The 16,799-nt window shown below is 49.4% G+C and carries 21 protein-coding genes; 2 read left to right on the forward strand and 19 right to left on the reverse strand.

All coding sequences use genetic code 11. The annotated features are described in order from the left end of the window. Positions 1-23: 23 nt before the first annotated feature. From CWI83_RS10350 to queE, 13 genes are all read right to left on the reverse strand, one after another. On the reverse strand, positions 24-482 hold the full coding sequence (locus CWI83_RS10350; RefSeq protein WP_126828728.1) for a tetratricopeptide repeat protein: 459 nt from the start codon (positions 480-482) through the stop codon (positions 24-26). Next, positions 476-844: a DUF192 domain-containing protein gene (locus CWI83_RS10355; protein WP_126828730.1), complete on the reverse strand. Its 369-nt coding sequence runs from the start codon at positions 842-844 to the stop codon at positions 476-478. The genes CWI83_RS10350 and CWI83_RS10355 overlap by 7 nt, the downstream gene beginning before the upstream one ends. Beyond that, positions 841-1,626, reverse strand: coding sequence for a type II secretion system F family protein (locus tag CWI83_RS10360; protein WP_126828732.1), 786 nt, complete (start codon positions 1,624-1,626; stop codon positions 841-843). Before CWI83_RS10360 ends, CWI83_RS10355 begins: the two co-directional genes overlap by 4 nt. Next, a complete protein-coding gene (locus CWI83_RS10365) occupies positions 1,616-2,470 on the reverse strand; it encodes a type II secretion system F family protein (protein WP_126828733.1) in 855 nt (284 codons plus the stop codon). The genes CWI83_RS10360 and CWI83_RS10365 overlap by 11 nt, the downstream gene beginning before the upstream one ends. Further along, positions 2,467-3,657: a TadA family conjugal transfer-associated ATPase gene (locus CWI83_RS10370; protein WP_126828735.1), complete on the reverse strand. Its 1,191-nt coding sequence runs from the start codon at positions 3,655-3,657 to the stop codon at positions 2,467-2,469. The genes CWI83_RS10365 and CWI83_RS10370 overlap by 4 nt, the downstream gene beginning before the upstream one ends. 12 nt (positions 3,658-3,669) lie before the next feature. After that, the gene (locus CWI83_RS10375; protein WP_126828737.1) at positions 3,670-4,851 is read right to left on the reverse strand and encodes a type II and III secretion system protein family protein; all 1,182 of its coding nucleotides are present in this window, start codon (positions 4,849-4,851) and stop codon (positions 3,670-3,672) included. Then, complete coding sequence (gene cpaB, locus CWI83_RS10380; protein WP_126828739.1) at positions 4,848-5,567, reverse strand: Flp pilus assembly protein CpaB; 720 nt, start codon at positions 5,565-5,567, stop codon at positions 4,848-4,850. Before cpaB ends, CWI83_RS10375 begins: the two co-directional genes overlap by 4 nt. Beyond that, positions 5,567-5,767 (reverse strand): hypothetical protein, encoded by a 201-nt coding sequence (locus CWI83_RS10385; protein ID WP_126828740.1) that lies wholly within the window; start codon positions 5,765-5,767, stop codon positions 5,567-5,569. The genes cpaB and CWI83_RS10385 overlap by 1 nt, the downstream gene beginning before the upstream one ends. Next, positions 5,760-6,269 (reverse strand): hypothetical protein, encoded by a 510-nt coding sequence (locus tag CWI83_RS10390; RefSeq protein WP_126828742.1) that lies wholly within the window; start codon positions 6,267-6,269, stop codon positions 5,760-5,762. The genes CWI83_RS10385 and CWI83_RS10390 overlap by 8 nt, the downstream gene beginning before the upstream one ends. After that, positions 6,259-6,792 carry a hypothetical protein gene (locus CWI83_RS10395; RefSeq protein WP_126828743.1) on the reverse strand — a complete coding sequence of 178 codons (534 nt, stop codon included), beginning with the start codon at positions 6,790-6,792 and terminating at the stop codon, positions 6,259-6,261. The genes CWI83_RS10390 and CWI83_RS10395 overlap by 11 nt, the downstream gene beginning before the upstream one ends. Further along, a complete protein-coding gene (locus tag CWI83_RS10400; RefSeq protein WP_126828745.1) occupies positions 6,789-7,991 on the reverse strand; it encodes a hypothetical protein in 1,203 nt (400 codons plus the stop codon). The genes CWI83_RS10395 and CWI83_RS10400 overlap by 4 nt, the downstream gene beginning before the upstream one ends. Further along, the gene (locus CWI83_RS10405; protein ID WP_126828786.1) at positions 7,978-8,214 is read right to left on the reverse strand and encodes a Flp family type IVb pilin; all 237 of its coding nucleotides are present in this window, start codon (positions 8,212-8,214) and stop codon (positions 7,978-7,980) included. Before CWI83_RS10405 ends, CWI83_RS10400 begins: the two co-directional genes overlap by 14 nt. Positions 8,215-8,330: 116 nt before the next feature. Continuing rightward, positions 8,331-9,002 carry a 7-carboxy-7-deazaguanine synthase QueE gene (gene queE / locus CWI83_RS10410; protein ID WP_126828747.1) on the reverse strand — a complete coding sequence of 224 codons (672 nt, stop codon included), beginning with the start codon at positions 9,000-9,002 and terminating at the stop codon, positions 8,331-8,333. 96 nt (positions 9,003-9,098) lie between these two features. Here queE and queC point away from each other — a divergent pair, with 96 nt between their 5' ends. Next, entirely contained in the window at positions 9,099-9,752 is a 654-nt protein-coding gene (queC, locus tag CWI83_RS10415; RefSeq protein ID WP_420849398.1) for a 7-cyano-7-deazaguanine synthase QueC, read from the forward strand. 7 nt (positions 9,753-9,759) lie between these two features. Here the strand turns inward: queC and nagZ are convergent, their stop codons facing one another. Further along, entirely contained in the window at positions 9,760-10,770 is a 1,011-nt protein-coding gene (gene nagZ, locus CWI83_RS10420) for a beta-N-acetylhexosaminidase (RefSeq protein WP_198677299.1), read from the reverse strand. A 144-nt stretch (positions 10,771-10,914) separates the two neighbouring features. Here nagZ and CWI83_RS10425 point away from each other — a divergent pair, with 144 nt between their 5' ends. Continuing rightward, complete coding sequence (locus tag CWI83_RS10425; protein ID WP_126828751.1) at positions 10,915-12,237, forward strand: S41 family peptidase; 1,323 nt, start codon at positions 10,915-10,917, stop codon at positions 12,235-12,237. Here CWI83_RS10425 and CWI83_RS10430 read toward each other — a convergent pair. From CWI83_RS10430 to serB, 5 genes are read right to left on the reverse strand one after another with little or no spacing between them, the layout of a single operon-like run. Then, the gene (locus tag CWI83_RS10430; protein WP_126828753.1) at positions 12,234-12,986 is read right to left on the reverse strand and encodes an ABC transporter ATP-binding protein; all 753 of its coding nucleotides are present in this window, start codon (positions 12,984-12,986) and stop codon (positions 12,234-12,236) included. The genes CWI83_RS10425 and CWI83_RS10430 overlap by 4 nt on opposite strands. Beyond that, positions 12,976-13,941 (reverse strand): FecCD family ABC transporter permease, encoded by a 966-nt coding sequence (locus tag CWI83_RS10435; RefSeq protein WP_157980391.1) that lies wholly within the window; start codon positions 13,939-13,941, stop codon positions 12,976-12,978. The genes CWI83_RS10430 and CWI83_RS10435 overlap by 11 nt, the downstream gene beginning before the upstream one ends. Continuing rightward, positions 13,938-14,681: an ABC transporter substrate-binding protein gene (locus tag CWI83_RS10440; RefSeq protein WP_126828757.1), complete on the reverse strand. Its 744-nt coding sequence runs from the start codon at positions 14,679-14,681 to the stop codon at positions 13,938-13,940. Before CWI83_RS10440 ends, CWI83_RS10435 begins: the two co-directional genes overlap by 4 nt. Beyond that, positions 14,678-16,042: a DNA repair protein RadA gene (gene radA / locus CWI83_RS10445; protein ID WP_126828759.1), complete on the reverse strand. Its 1,365-nt coding sequence runs from the start codon at positions 16,040-16,042 to the stop codon at positions 14,678-14,680. The genes CWI83_RS10440 and radA overlap by 4 nt, the downstream gene beginning before the upstream one ends. Beyond that, positions 16,035-16,712 (reverse strand): phosphoserine phosphatase SerB, encoded by a 678-nt coding sequence (gene serB, locus CWI83_RS10450; protein ID WP_126828760.1) that lies wholly within the window; start codon positions 16,710-16,712, stop codon positions 16,035-16,037. Before serB ends, radA begins: the two co-directional genes overlap by 8 nt. Positions 16,713-16,799 lie beyond the last annotated feature (87 nt).

Raw genomic sequence — 16,799 nt, forward strand, 5'->3', positions numbered from 1 at the left:
CCGGCTTATTCTAAATGGCTTCATCATTGCTCCTGTAACAGCTCAGTGCGCTGCAATTGGAGCAATAATTTCAAAAGTTCACCTGATTGCTCGTTGTCTCCTGTACTATCATGGCTTTCACTTTGTAAGAGAAACTCTGTTGCCTGACGAATCTGCAAGGCCGCCAAGTTGTGCCACACCTCGGGCTGTTTTGGATTCGCACTCAAGCACCGCAAATAATGGGATTCAGCTTCGGCGTAACGATGCAAGCGAAAGCTTATCTGCCCCAACTCACAATACCCTTGTTGCACCGTCGGTCGGAGCTCTAGCGCTTGTCGCCAGAGACTCTCAGCTAGACTTAAGTCACCTAATTGATACGCATGCCGGGCATTTTGAACTAATTGCCCGTAGCTCTCTGGTAATTCCGAGCGTTTAGGTGAGGTTGCGGCACAACCACTGATTCCGATGATCACAATGCAGATCACTACGATTGATTTCACCATGAACCACGCTCCGTGCGAACAAATTGCAAGCGTCTATGCAGCCACTTTTCTAGTGGATAGTGACACCCTGCCTCACATTCAAGCACCGAGTCAACACCGGCTAAATGAACCCAACCGCCTGGCTGAATATTACGTCTGACACGACAAATATGCCCTGCTTTATCAAGCCCAATTAAATCGATCGCAAACTGCATCCGCCAAGTTTGAATTGCACTACAGGCAGGCAGCCATAAAGCCTCTTGTCGGGGCAGACCTGCCCTGGTCGTTAGCCCTGTCAACCGATCAATAAAGCTGGTTGCAACTGCAACATGACTCCACAAGCACTGCTTCGACTCGTAGAGATAGAAACGTCCATGTTTCATGTATATCCTCCTTGACTAAAACGGATAAATATTGGTCCCAGTAACAGTAAAAAGGTAACCGGGAAAAAGCACGTCACCAGCGGTAACATGAGTTTTACTGACATCTGTTGGGCGCGCTTCTCAGCCGCAAGTACATGGTCTTGCCGCTGCTGCTGCGCTTGCTCAGATAAAACGTGAGTAAGTGAACTACCGGTGCGGGTGGACTGCAGAACCGCAATGCAGAATTGTTCTATCGGCTTTTGCGGCACGCGCTTTTGTAACTGTACAAGCGCCTCGCCCAACTCGACTCCAGTGTTCAACGCACGCTGCATCCGGGCCAGTTCAACTAAGGCTGGAGTATATGAGGGTTGTTGCGCCAATAAATGCAGTGCAGCTCGAATTGAGGCCCCTGAGGCTAGCAGCATGACCAATAGATCGAGCGCTTCTGGCCAATTCCTAACCACCCGCTCTCGATAGAGTCGCGTCTGCTTGCGTTGCTGGATCAGGAATACTAAGCCCATGCCACACACTGCACTCGTCACTTCAGCAATGGGTTGGAGAAACGAAATCGCAACGGTCACAAGCAACCAAATACGTTGCGAGAGAAATTCATCCACAGTTTTATCTGGATATTGGTAGCGCACCCAATTCTTCAATCTTTGCTGAGCTCTTACTGGGAACTTGATCAGCACCCATCGAGATAGATGAACCATGGGGCGGTAACGATTCAGGACGAGCAAGCCGAGATATAACAAGCCTGTGCTGATAATTGCCCAGGTCACTAGCACAAGTTCAAGCATCATGATTTAGCTCCTGGCCAAGCATGCGCTTGACGATAAGAGCACCGCAAAGTAACAAGCAGGCAGCCAGAATGAGAATGATTTGCCCCATTTCTGTATAAAGAAGTTGGCCCGTATTTTCTGGTTCGAGCCAATGCAAAACGGCAAAAAGTAGCAAAGGCAAGAAGCCCATAACGTAACCTTGCAGTCGTGCTTGTGCTGATAGGCTCAGCATCCGCTCGCGGGCATAAAGCTGCTGCTGTAAGCTGTGTGCAAGTTGGGCCATAACCCGAGCTTGTCCTGCACCATGCATATCTGAAAGCTCGATGACCAAGGCGAATTGACGGACTGATAATAAAGGTACTCGCTCGGCGAAATCCTTGGCAGCTGCCAATAGATTCGAGCCAACATGTTGACGCCTTACCATCAGCCTTAATTCCGCCCCAAGCGGCGCAGGTTGTTGTTTAGCCAGTTGGGTCAGCGCTGCTGATAAACTCAAACCACTTTGCAATGCGACACTCAGCTGTAATAAAAAGCTAGGGAGCTGATGTTTGATTTTATACGTCCGCTTCGCTCGAATTTGACGATAGATAAGCGGCGTTACGAGCAGTAAAAGCACCCCCGTCAAACTTGCAGTCAACACCGACATCCAAAGCGACAGTAGCGCAGTTAATAGTAAAATTCCGACTAACACGCCTGTCACCAACTGCTGCGCTGGCATAAAAATCAATAACTCAGCCAAATTCTGCTCAGCCTGGACCACTAGCTTCGGTGAAACCTGCTGACGCCAATAGGTTACCCCCCAACGCACACTTAGCAGGAGCAGCACAAGACTCAGAGCCCAGCTTAAGGCGATAAACCAGGTCACTGTATCGACTCAGGTTGAAACCAATGACTCGCCACACCGGTCGGTTGTAGGACGTGCTGATTTCGATGAAACAGTTCAGATAATTGCAAAGTTGAGCCATCAATTCCGACTAATTCGGCAATATTTGCTACCACCCTCTGCCCACTCGCAGTGCGCTTAATTTGAATGATCACATCAACTGCGGCTGCAATTTGTTGACGAATGGCAAGCAGTGGCAGTTCCATACCTGTCATCAGAACCATGATTTCAAGACGATGAAGTGCTTCTCGAGGGCTATTCGCATGAAGGGTTGTCAGCGAGCCTTCATGCCCTGTATTCATCGCCTGAAGCATGTCTAGGGCTTCTGCTCCGCGACACTCGCCGACGATGATGCGATCCGGGCGCATCCGCAACGCATTAATCAAAAGCTCACGAATGCCAATAGCACCGATACCATCGCTATTCGCCATGCGAGCTTCGAGCGTGACTAAGTTTGGGTGTGGAATTTTTAGTTCAGCTGAGTCCTCGATGGTAATGAGGCGTTGCGACGCTGGAATAAGGCTCGCTAAAATATTTAATAAGGTGGTTTTTCCGGTTCCTGTGCCGCCGACAACTAGGATATTTTTGCGCTCTGCAATCGCCGCGGCAAGATAAGCTTTAGCCTCCTGACTGATGCTGCCGCTGGCTTCGAGATCATGCAGTGATAATTGTCGCACTTGAAATTTACGAATGGTCAGACAGGTTCCCGCGACAGCTATGGGAGTGAGAACTGCATTGATTCGAGAACCATCATGTAAGCGTGCATCGACCATAGGTTGAGCTTGGTCAATGTGCTTGCCAAGCGGCGCAACGATGCGCTCGATCACCTGATGCAGTTGCTCGGGCGAGGCAAACCGAATCTCCGTCGGTTCAATCACCCCGTGTCGCTCAACAAAAATTTGCTGATAATGATTCACCATTATTTCGCTTATTTCAGGGTTTACTAGTAGCTCGGTAAGCGGTCCAAGCCCGATGCAATCAGCGAGGACTTGATGGGGTTGAATCTGCGCCTGAACTTGAGCAAATGGCGGAGCTTGCATTAACTCTTCCAATGTTTCGGATGCCAAGCTTTCCAGCTCGGCCAGCGGCATTCGCTCAATTGCTCGGTGACTGCGCTCCAAGCGTTGGCGTAATTGTTCGATTAGCTCATGATAAACCGCTGCATCCATGCCGTTATTCCTTTAATTTGGGTTAATAGACTCTGCTAAAGGAAGCATTCCGACACACTGGTTGCGCTGTCGAAATAGCTCAATTTGATTCAAGGGTTGCTCGAGTTGTTGGCTGCGAATACGCGGAGTGACCACTACAATAAGTTCGGTTTGAGCCTGACGAAACTGCTCTGAAGCAAATAGTTTACCGAGGATCGGCAGTTGGTGTAGCCAAGGGAAACGTTCTGCATGCTGCGCTTGCTCTTGACTCAATAAGCCAGAAAGAACGAGCGATTCATTACTTTCAGCATGTACAATTGAGCGAACTTTACGAGTTAATATTCCGGGAATACCGGCAACTGAAGTTGCAGGGTCAATGGAGCTTATTTCAGCATAGACCTGTGCTTGGATAATATTATCGGCAAGCAAGCTCGGTGAAATTTCAAGGGCGATACCATAATCACGATAGCTTACGTCTTGCATCCCTTGCGCCGAAACCTGCGGTAATGGGATTTCACCACCGACTAAAAACTCAGCTTTACCGCCATCTTGGGTTAGCAGTGTAGGTTTTGCTAGTAATCGAGCATGGCCTTCTTGTTCTAAGATATCGAGCTGGGTCTGAATATCGGTCACAAATTGAATCGCCTGACTTGCCTCCGTACTTATCAATAAACCATCGACTTGATTTGGCCAACGCAACCCTAGCTGCTCGGTAAAGCTAGATTTCACCTCAGCGATTTGAACCGACAATTCAAGCTGTTGTGGTATCGCCTCCGGTTTGCGCTGCAGTTGCAACAAGACCTCGGGATAATCCCCCAACCGTTCTTGAAGTTGCGCAATTTCCTGCTCAACGAGTTCACCTCGAAGGACAACTAAGCCCTGATGTGCTTGCCAAGTTACCGCAGGATAGCTTCGGCTGATATCTTCTAACTCGGTGATAAGACGCTGGTTAAGCTCAGTAACCACCCGATAGAACCGACTGGTTTTGTTCCCTCCTGCGATAATCACCAATTCCCCCAGGCCCTCTTGCAGCCCGCTCACTACCAGATGGCCTGCTATTATTTCAGCATCAATGATGGCCGGCGTGGTCACGATCACATCATCAATCTGCTCAACTTTCTCGGTATGAGCCATGCCGGCCAGAATTTCTGCACTGTGATCATTGGGCGTTATCGTCAATAGCCATAATCCGACAACGGCTGAGACTACGTTCATGGTTGGGTTGCTCCTAGTCGGTGAATTTGAGTTTGCTGCGCAAAGTGCTCAGGTAAAGGCTCAGCGGAGTGACTTTTCAGCCACAACCTAAACCCGTAATCTCGCATCAATTCAAACTCGCTGGCTTGGCTCGCTGTCATCGCAAAAGTAACCGTACTTGCAAAAATTTCATGCTCTGAGCCCGACGCAGTCGCGCCAGTATTTGCATCAAGCGCAATAATTTCTATATCGTCCAGTGTTAGCGCACTCTGCCCGAGCCGCTGCGCGCGCAGCACAACATGGTCACCAACCCTTAACAGCCCACCAATAAGTTGTTCCATCGTAATGGTTGCCGTCACCGCGACCTGATTTGCTTGAAGTGGCAACAAATCCTGTTGTTGCGGCGCAGCCAACAGGCTCAACTGCAACGGTTGCCCTGCATCGATGTACTCTTGCGCAGTCAGTCCAACGACCACATGCGCATCACTGGGTAACAACCAGGTATCAGCAATATAATTGGGTGGGTAATTACGCTGTTGTAACAACTCTAATTCCAGTGCGGTTCCCACCTCGATTGGCGTTGCCGCAACTAATACGGGTATCATTTGTTGCTGCTGGGCATTGATAAAATCAGTTTGTCGTTGTTGCGTTAATTTCTGCAGTAACAAATATCCAGTCGCAGAAGTTATAATGAAGGCAACGATAAATAGGAGTGGTTTGACAAATTGCTTCTGCATCAGCCAACACTCCAAGGCTGTAACGTTCGATTTGACCAATACCAGAGCATGGCCTGCTGCCATTCGTGTAATACCCTAGGTATCACTATAATTAGGCTCTCCTGTGCGGCATTGACTGGAATGAATAAGATCAAACTCAGTGCTGCAGCGATGATGAGTACCTCTAACATAGCTTGGCCTTGTAGCTGCGATTTACTCATTGACCTGACTCCAAACGAGATAACTGATGGCACCTTGCTGACGAATAAATAGATTCGCCGTAGGGTGACCAAGCGCAAGATGAATGTCGCTGTCGGTAAAGTATTCAATTGAACGTATTCGTTGCTTGAAGCGGAGCATTAAAAAACGTAAGAACTGGCGTGCTGAGGTCTTGCGCTGATAAATCTTTAATTGCTGTCCGGGCTGCTCCATACTCATCACCTGTTGCCCCAGCAAAGTATCTGATGCATTTCGCGCTTGGGCACTTTGGCGGGGATAAAAATTCAGCCAATGCTGCCGCTCTAATCTTTGATAAACCCACCAACCGGCCTGAACTTCGCAAAAAATTAATTGCTGCGATATGAATTCAGGTCGACAAGCAAAATGCTCACTAAGGCGCTCGAGTAGTGCGGCAGGCGTTGTGTTCAGCCGCCAAGTTGATTGTTGCGTGCTCGTTACTACTGGCTCGGGTGACCACTGCAGTGGCGGGGCGTCAGCGTTCACAATCTTGCTCCTGTTTTTGGCACATCACTTCATACGGTGTGGCATCGGGATTAATCGGTCCGAACTCAAATTCACCTTGCGCCAGTTCTCGACTCATTGGCAGTCGCCCGAGGACTCGAAACAATGAATCAATTCCTAGTTTTTCCAAAACCGGGACCACTGTAAGTTTCCTTGGCTCAGTCACAAGTGCACTGACAGTTGTCGCAGACCAGCTATTTTCTAGCTTTGTCAGCGGCCATAGGTTCTGCTCAGATACGACGCTATGCTGATTCGCAAGCGGCAACTGCAAATCAGGTAATTGATTGAAAATTCCGAGCAAGGGTTTAACCGTTCGAGCGTAAGAGTAATTTTCGCTACCACTGGCAATAGCCTTGACTTGCCACAAGCTTAACCGCTGCTGATCTAACAGCTCCTGGCGCTGATTCAAGTTAGCGCTTATCAGCGTCAATCCAGTGCCCATCAACCAAGCGATGACAGTCAAAAAGAGCATCAGCTCAAGTATGGCTTGGCCGCTTTGTTTCATAGCTGCGGCCACTCAAACTTGAATCGTGACAACACACTGCGATCACTCAGATTCAGTGGTTGCAGTTGCGCCAGCCACAGTGGGTTGAACAGGTTACTGCGCTCTATTCTTTGATCAGCCCGGGGCCAGAGATCTTCTGCCCGGACAAAATCGGGAGATGCTTTAGCGACAGCCGTTCCCACCCGCACGATGATCGCCATATGAGTTGTGTTTTGTGGTTCACTCAGAGCGAAGTAACTTGGCCGCGAAGCACTTCCGAGTCGACGTTGCTGCGCTCTAGCCCACTGCGTCGTGCGTGGATTTAATCGCGCTGAGCGTCCAAACTTGTCAGCAGACACCGAATGCACACGCTGCCCTGCAGTACGTGCGCCCTGAGCCCATGGCAGCTCTATTTGCCACCAAAGCACGCGCAGATGTATGGCGAGAGTATCAAGGCTCTGCCAGTGCCATTGCCCGATACTATTCTCAACCAGCTCAGTGCCGCCAGCTTTTTTTACTTTGATAAGACCGGCATCAAACCAGTTATAGGTTCGGGCGCGCAGAAACTGGTCACGACTATCCTCTTGCAACGCGTAAAGCATGCCATCGTCATTGCGGGGCGTTCGGCGTTGCGTCACTCGCCACCAAAGCCATGGAAATTTGACCAGCCCCGGCGCATGAAAAATCTCCCAAGCACTTTCATCAAGTTGGTGCTGTTCGGCCAGTTCGGCGAGGGTTTTCGGCAGCTGTTGCATGGTCAGTACAGGGAGCAGTGCCTGAGTTGTTTGGAGCAAGTTTAAGATGGTAGTTTGCGTTGTAATGCCAATTTTAATAAGTCCTTGCGCAACCGGCTCGGAGCGCTCAAGAACCTGTGCTGCAAAGCGCATAGCCGCATTTAAGTACGGTACCCAACTGGCGGCTAGAGCAGCATTCGTGGCGGCTAAGGCAAACATACTCAAGTAACTTGAGAGTCCGGTTAGCTGTCCAAGCAAAAGCTGATTGGTCAGAATCGCGCGATTGAATAAAGCATGCAAATTCAATTCCCGCGCCATTAAAATAGCTCCACTGTAGGCCAGATTGTCGGCGGTGTTCTGAAGATACCAAGAGCGTTGCAATTGAAACACCAGCCCAGCGAGCGCTATGGTCACGAGTAACATTAAGCTCAGCAGAGGTAACGACAACACTGCCAAGAAGCCTCGCTGACGCTTAGTTGCCGTCACTCTCGGTACTCTCATCATAATTACCTAAATTAACGTCTTGGCGTGCGACTGTGCTGGCACGGCGGGCCGCAGCTCGAGCTGTATTCAGTTGGCTACTGGCACTTTGTCCGGTAACTTCTTGAGCAATGCCCGCGACTTGATTACGAACACTTTTCCCCAGCAGTGAATAGACCCCGATGGCAGCCACCGCAATTAAGGCGACGATGATGATATATTCGGTCATTCCTTGACCGAGTTGAAACGAACGGTTGTGATTCGACACTTTGCATCCCCTGCTAATGAGCGATGCAATGACTATAGCGCGGCTCGTTTGGAAGAAACCGCACTGAGGTGAGACGCTTACTCGATATTAAGATACTTATGGAGCTGGACGCTTAGACGCCAATTCCTCTCAATACACGTTTTAATAGCCAGTTCGGTGGCGCGTGGGCGCTGACTAATGGGCTGCAAAGCAATAATTGCATCTGCTCGCGGTGGACAGGTTTTTAAGAGATGGTCGAACGCGTCTATGTGCTTTTGCATCGCCACTGGGTATTTAATTTCGTTCGCACGTTTCATACAGTCAGGGCGTACTAAATACCCACCCGGCATATCCAACTTGGGCGAGACCGTTACCCACGTTTGCGGGCTCACTCGCAGTTCGAACGTACCACTGGTTTCAATTTGTAAACGGTAGCCTGCGCTCTCTAGCTCAGCCGCAAGCGGACGCAAGTCGAACATCGCGGGTTCACCACCGGTGATCACCACATGCTTCGCGTGATAATTTTGTGCTTTAAACAGAGCAAGTAGTTGCGAGGCTGAGAATTCAGCCCACGTAGCACTCGCAGTAAGCTTTCCGATAATTCCGCTCGGCGCCACTTGTTGCTCTGGGTCTAAGTCCCAAGTATGTTGCGTGTCGCACCAAGGACAGCCTACTGGACAGCCTTGTAAACGCACAAAAATCGCAGGCACACCTGTATAAACCCCTTCACCTTGGATGGTCTCGAAAACTTCGTTCAGTGGATATTGAATGCTAATAACTCACCCCAAGCAGTAGTCTATTGACTCGATTATTGGCTACAATAGAGGCTGAATTGTAACTGATTTAGCGCGCAAAAGGACCTACTGATGGCAAAAGTTGTGGTGATTTACTCAGGTGGTATGGATTCGTTCACTGTGTTGCATCGCGCAATTCAAGATGGACATGATGTGCATGCTATCTCATTCAACTACGGCCAACGGCATGTTAAGGAGCTTGATTATGCCCGTAGCGTGTGTCGTGAACATGGGATCCCACATAAGGTCGTCGATATCAGCGCAATCAATGAATTACTCGCAGGTAGCTCCCTGACTGACGATATCGAGATCCCCGAGGGGCACTACGAAGAAGAGTCGATGAAATCAACTGTGGTCCCGAATCGTAATATGATTCTGTTGAGTCTTGCGATTGGTTATGCGGTATCACTTGAAGCAAGCGCAGTGTACTACGGAGCGCACTCGGGTGACCATGCCATTTATCCTGACTGTCGTCCCGAATTCGTGCAAAAAATGCAAGCCGTGAGTGCGATCGCCAATTATGAACCGATCTCAATCGAAGTGCCCTTTTTGCACGATGATAAAGCACAAATTTTAGCTGCTGGACTTGCTATGGGGCTCGACTATAGCCAAACCTGGACCTGCTATAAAGGCCTTGAGCAGGCTTGTGGGCATTGTGGTGCATGCGTCGAACGACTCGAGGCCTTTGCCGCAAATAACACTCAAGACCCACTTAGTTATTTATAGGCTCGATTTACTTTAACGCATCAAGCAGTAACTGTGCCTTATGCCAACGTGGATGGTTGCGCAAAGTGTCGCGATTCATCGCGGCTGGTTTTGCCAATAACTCATAACAACGATTGCGTTGACAACTGGTTGGAGGTAATTGCGGTTCAAGCGCTTCGAGCACTTGCACCGCACCGTCGCGGTCATTACAGGCAAGCACCATATCACAACCCGCATTGAGGGCTGCATGAGCGCGTTCAGCCATCGTCCCTGCAACTGCAGCTCCAGCCATCGCTAAGTCATCACTAAAGATAATCCCTTTAAAATTTAGATCGTTGCGAAGGATGTCTTGTAACCATTTTTTTGAAAACCCAGCAGGTTGCGAACATACGTCCGGATAGATGACATGCGCCGGCATCACCGCATCTAAGCAGGCACTCAACTCTTTAAATACTGGTAAATCGACGGCTGCGATTTCGGCATACGGACGTTCATCAACTGGAATGGCAAAGTGAGAATCGGCCAACACAGAGCCGTGACCTGGGAAATGTTTTCCGGTCGCCTTCATCCCTGCTTGATGCATCCCTTTAATAAAACTTCGCGCCAGCGGAATAATCTCCTGCGCTTGGTCAGCAAATGCGCGATCACCGATAACCTCGCTAATCCCACGGACATCAAGCACGGGAGCAAAGCTCAAGTCAATATCACAAGCGAGAACTTCAGCAGCCATGAGCCAGCCCAGTTCTTGAGCCAGCATCAGTTGTTGTGCCGTATCACCTTGCTGTTGAATAGAGTACATGGGAGGAATCGCTGAGAAACCATCACGGAAGCGCTGGACTCGCCCACCTTCATGATCAACCGCTAGAATTAATGGATTTCTCGCTGCGGCTCGGGTTTGTCGCACGAGTTCCTGCAACTGAGCTGGTTCGGCATAATTACGCGAAAAATAAATTACCCCACCAACTGCTGGGTGAGACAAAATTTCTTTATCTTCAGAACTCAATTCATAGCCCTGAAAATCAATCATTACAGCTGTCATAGGTACTCTCATTCATTACAACTTGCCGCAGTGTGCCAAATTTATTGCATCAGGTCACTAGCCAAATTAAATCGCCGCACCCATCCAAATTTCCGTTCAAATCGTTTATAAAGAAGATAAGGTTGCTAGTAACAGGATACAGCTATGAATATCTCAACTCGCGCTCTTCTTACCATCGCTCTCGCGACTGCATTGACTGGATGTGGTGGTGGTGGCAGTAGCGGTAGCTCAAGTGGTGGCACTCCGCCAATTCAGCAATGTTCGATTAGTGACCAAAAAACCCGATTCTTGAGTTACATGCGAGACGATTACTTCTGGGTACAAGACCTTCCGAGCACAGTTAACCTCGATAATTACGCCGATATGTATCAGCTCCTTGAAGGTATCCGTAGTAGTCAGGATCGCTTTAGTTTCATTCTGACGGAGCAAGAATATCAAGACCGATATGTGAATGCGTCCTATGCTGGGTTTGGCTTCTCGGCTCGCGTCACGTCATCAAACCAAGTCTTTGTCAACTACGTGTTCGCTGACTCACCAGCAGATTTAGCCGGAATTCAACGGGCCGATGAATTGGTCGCAATCGATGGGGTTGCCGTAACCACTCTGGTGCAATCTGGTTTATATAGCGATGCACTGGGCCCCGGCGATGTTGGGGTGGCACGCCAACTCACTTGGCGCAAACCGAGCGGACAACAGTTCACGGATGTCTTAACCAAGGAAGATGTTGAAACCAATACTGTGCTTGCCCATGATGTCCTTAGCATTGATTCCAAGCAAGTGGGTTACTTCGTTTTAAATAGTTTCATCAACCGAACTGGGCAAGATCTGAATTCTGCATATGACACCTTTAATGGCGTGGACGAGCTTATTATTGATGTGCGCTACAACGGGGGTGGCTTGACGCGATTCGCCAACCAAGCCGCTTCTCAGGCGGCAGGTGATAATGTGCTTGGGCGTGTATTTACCAATTATGTGTTTAACCAAAACAACCAAAATAATAATTTCACTGAGTTCTTCCAACTTTATGAAGGGGTGCGTCAGTTAGACTTAAATCGCGTCTACGTCCTGACCACTGGCGCTAGCTGTTCATCATCAGAACTTATTATCAACGCACTCAAACCTTTTGTTGATGTGGTCGTCATTGGCAGCCCAACCTGCGGGAAACCTGTTGGCCAGATTCCTGAACTGATCTGCGACAAACGTACTTTTGTGGTGAACTTCGAAACCGTCAATGCGAATGGTGAAGGGGGCTATTTTGATGGCTTGCCAGTGAACTGCTCAGCCAGCGATACCCTAGTTGGTGATTGGGGCGACCCAAATGACCCACTCTTGGCTACTGCAGCACAGCATATCACTAACGGTGCATGCCCGGTTGCGATCGCGCCTGAACAAATGCTAACTGAGACAGCTGAATCGACCTGGCAACGAGGACCTCGTCTAATCGATCAGTGGCGAACCGAATACTAAATTTTTGGCTTTGTAAACGGCAGTATGGCGACCCCGTTATCGGTGCAAAACCACTCGAGTTCAATCCCAAAGCAACTCGAAATATGTTGGTTTTGCATGGCTTCATTCGGGGTCCCAAAGCTAATCAGATGCCCCTCATCAAGCAGTACAATTTGGTCACAAAACTGAGCTGCAAGGGCTAAGTCATGGATAGCCACTAAAATGAGATGGTCTTGGCTTGCTTTGCTACGCAAATCCTGAAGTAATTTCAACGCATGCCCAATATCAAGACCGCTGGTGGGTTCATCGAGCAACATCAGCGGAGCTTCATTTAAAAAACAAACGGCAAGCTGAACACGGCGTTGCTCACCGCCTGAAAGCTCTTGATAACATCGCTGAGTGAGTAACGTTAACTCGAAATCTCTCACCACTGTCGCGATCCGCTGTTGTCTTTGCTGGCTCGATAAATCGAGATTCACCGCACCAATTTTCAAGATTTCAAGTACCGTTAAGCGTCCAACAATCGTCGGACTCTGTGGGAGCCAACTCAGTAACTGTCGACGTTGTCGCGGGGTAAATTGAGTAAGTGATTTGTCTTGCCAAAAGATCTCACCAGTGAAGTCATGGAGCTGTCCAGCGATAGCTTTCAATAACGTAGATTTGCCTGCACCATTTGCGCCAATAACGCCGATCAAACCTGTGCTTGGAAGCTTGAGACTCACTGCTTTGAGGCGAGCCTCAACTGTGACACGATTAAGTTCAAGCATCATTGATCAGCCTCTGCCGCGCAAGCAAATGCAGTAGCATCGGAGCACCGAGTGCGGCTGCAATCACACCAAGTTGTAACTCAACCCGAGTCGGAATGAGTAACACCATAGCATCAACTGCGACCAAAATGACTGCCCCCATAACCATGCTCAGTGCGATAAGTTTCTGCGGATGATAAATGCCAAGTAAACGCACTAAATGAGGCGCAAGTAAACCGATGAAACTTATCGCCCCCGCACTTACCACTGAGCCTGAAATCCAAAGGGTGAGTCCGAGCAACAATAGCAAACTGCGCACCGAAACATTGAAACCAAACTGTTGAAAGGTACTAAAATCAAAAATATGGGCGTTAATAAACGAGCGCTGCGTGGTAATAAGAACAAGCCCCAGTAGAGTTATCGGTGCCAGCAGCTCAACATGCTCCCAGCCGCGGTTGGCAAGTGAGCCCATCAGCCATAAACTCCACTCCTGAAAAGCAAAAGGATTAGGCGCTAAATTTAGTACCAAACTAATGCCTGCCCCGGCGAGCGCAGCCAGCGCAACTCCAGCTAAAATCAAGCGCAACGGATTTGCACCACGACCGGCTAACAGCCACAGCAGAGCTAAACTCGCAAGCCCCCCAAGCATTCCCACAAATGGCAGTGCCCAGGCGACCGGACCTTGCCAGCCGAAATACAGCGCAACAACAATCGTCAGAGCGGTTCCAGTTGAGACGCCAGTGATACCAGGTTCAGCTAATGGGTTGCGCAGGATGATTTGAAATACTGCGCCAGCACCACCTAAAATCATTCCGTTTAGCAGCGCAAGGACCAACCGCGGCGCTCGAATTTCAAGCAAGATATCCTGCTCCAACGAGCTGGTGGGATAAATCCACCAAGACGCTCCGCCTAAACCTAAGTAGCCAATAATGACGAAAACACTCAGTAGCACGAGTGCTATTGCTCGGAGCCACTTCATGATGCAGCCCCCATGGCGCGAACATATTTTACCGCCTGCGTTGCAGGGCATGAGGCGATTGGACCTGTCACGAGGTGAACCTTACGCTGCTCAATCCAAGTCCGGACTAACGAGTGCCAACGCCAATCATTCGCACGCGCATAATCTTGGCTAAAGCCCTCTAGGATGAGCAGGTTCGGATCCATATTTAGTATTGTTTCCAGACTTAACTGGCCAATTTGACCGCTACCGATCGGGGTCAAAAGTTCCCGTTCAAACTGTCGCAAAAGACTTGCAACCCAACTATCACTCGCCCAAGTATATTGATTCGGCATCAATATCATCAGTTGCTGCGGCAGCTGCTTTGACGTTTGCAGTAGGCTCTGCTGTTGCTGCACCTGCCACTGTCGCAATTCAGTCTCAACCGCAAGCGCCTTGCCCAACTCGATTAAATCGCTTTGCCACTGTTGCCAACTGTTCGGTTGTGGCAGCATAACTGTCGCAATATGATGGCGCTTGAGCCCTTCAATTAAACTCTTTCGAGCAAATTGATTATGCAGCACATAGTCTGGTTTTAGGCTAATAATCCGCTCGAGTCTGCCTCCGTGCACATCACTCGTTAACAGGGTGAAGCGCTCGGGTAACCATTGCGCCAACCAGACATCGTGGCAACGATTGAGTGAAACCAGACGTTGTTCGGCATAGGCATCCGCACCGAGCACACTAAGCCCAAGCAAAAGCCCTAAGGTCCAAGCCCTCATAGTGCATCAAGTGCCTGTTGTAAGTTCTTAACAGGAACCACTTCAAGTCCCTCGATGGTCTCTTTGGGCCGATTTCCATAGGGGATTATTGCGCGGGTGAAGCCATGTTTTACCGCTTCACGCAAACGCGTCAAACCATTTTGCACGGGTCGAATTTCACCGGCCAAGCCGACCTCACCGAACACAATTAAATCACGTGCTAACGGTTGTTCTTTAAAACTTGAGACAATTGCCAGCAGTAATGCGAGGTCTGCCCCTGTTTCAAGCACTCGCACACCCCCCACAATATTTACAAAGACATCTTGGTCGGACATATGCAAACCACCATGCCGATGCAAAACCGCGAGCAGCATCGCCAATCGTTGACTCTCCATTCCCACCGCCACCCGGCGCGGGTTGGCTAACTGCGTCGCATCAACTAATGCCTGCAATTCAACCAATAATGGCCGCGTACCCTCCCAGATCACAATGACAACGGAGCCGGCTCCATGCTCCTCACCGCGCTGCAGAAAAATAGCAGAAGGATTCGTGACTTCTTTTAAGCCCTGCCCCGTCATCGCAAAAACCCCCAGCTCATTGGCCGGTCCGAAGCGGTTTTTGTGTCCACGTAAAGTCCGAAAACGTGAGTCTGCGGAACCTTCGAGTAAAATCGAGCAATCAATACAGTGCTCGAGAACTTTGGGTCCTGCAATCGAGCCATCCTTAGTGACATGACCGACCATAAATACAGCGACGCCTTTTTGTTTTGCATAGCGCGTCAGATAAGCCGCCGCCTCGCGCACCTGTGACACACTGCCAGGTGCCGATTGGATATCGGCAAGATGCATCACCTGAATTGAATCAATCACCATCAAAGCTGGAGCTTCCGCGTCGGCAAGATCGCAAATCGTCTCAACGGATGTTTCAGATAACATGCGCAACTTATCCGTTGGTAAGTTCAGCCGCTGCGCACGCAGCGCAACTTGCTGCAGTGACTCCTCGCCGGTTACATACAAGACTTTCATTCGAGTTGCCAACTGACACATGGTTTGCAGCAATAAGGTACTTTTACCTGCGCCGGGTTCACCGCCAATCAATATTGCTGATCCGGGCACAATCCCGCCCCCTAAAACACGGTCAAACTCTTGATAACCACTACTGAATCTAGGTAGGTCGGCCAAATCGACTTCTGCCAGAGTTTGTACCTGGGCTTGGGTCATACCGCTAAACCCGCGGCGACTATCGGTTTGATGACTTTTCTGACTACCAAGACGGACCTCAGTAATCGAATTCCAAGCTTTGCACTCGGTACATTGTCCTAACCAACGGACATAATCAGCGCCACACTCATTACACACATAGGCAGTTTTTGTTTTAGCCATGGCACTCCATCCGTTCAAACTGTTCAATTAAAAGGCTTAAATCGGGTTCGTTAAGACAAATCGTGGCAGCTTCTTGAACTTTGGGCTTGGCACAAAACGCGACACTCAAATGCGCAGCTGCCATCATTTCAAGATCATTGGCTCCGTCCCCCACTGCAATCGTATTATTCGGGGAAATGCCATATTCGCGGCAAAATTTTGTCAGTGTCTGTGCCTTGGCTGAGGCGTCAACGATGGGCTCAATGACGTTGCCGGTCAAGCGACCACCTTGCCACTCCAATTGATTCGCAACGATGTGATCAATCTTGAGTACATCAGCAACTTGCTGCGCAAACCAAGTAAACCCACCGGAGGCGATAACCAAGCGCCAATTTCGAGCCCTTAGCCAAGCGCATAACTGCGCTGCACCGGGCGTAAACGGAATCGGATCAAATAACTGATTGAACTGGCGCTCCTCGATACCAGCAAGAGCTGCAACTCGTTGCTTTAAGCTTGCAGCAAAATCCAGCTCACCGCGCATCGCTGCCTCGGTAATGGCACTCACCTCAGCTTTGCGCCCGACCAACTCTGCAATTTCATCGATACACTCGATCCCAATCAAAGTGGAATCCATATCGAATACCGCCAGTCCGGGCTGATTAAAGTTTACTTTTCTATGCTTTGCACTCACAACATCGACTCTATATTTACAGCAGGTAAGCAGACAGCGTACTATCTACATATGAATAAAGCATCTTCACATCTTATCAGTATGCTC

Origin of the sequence: Pseudidiomarina taiwanensis (assembly GCF_003987435.1) — a bacterium.
Taxonomy (GTDB): Bacteria; Pseudomonadota; Gammaproteobacteria; order Enterobacterales; family Alteromonadaceae; genus Pseudidiomarina; species Pseudidiomarina taiwanensis.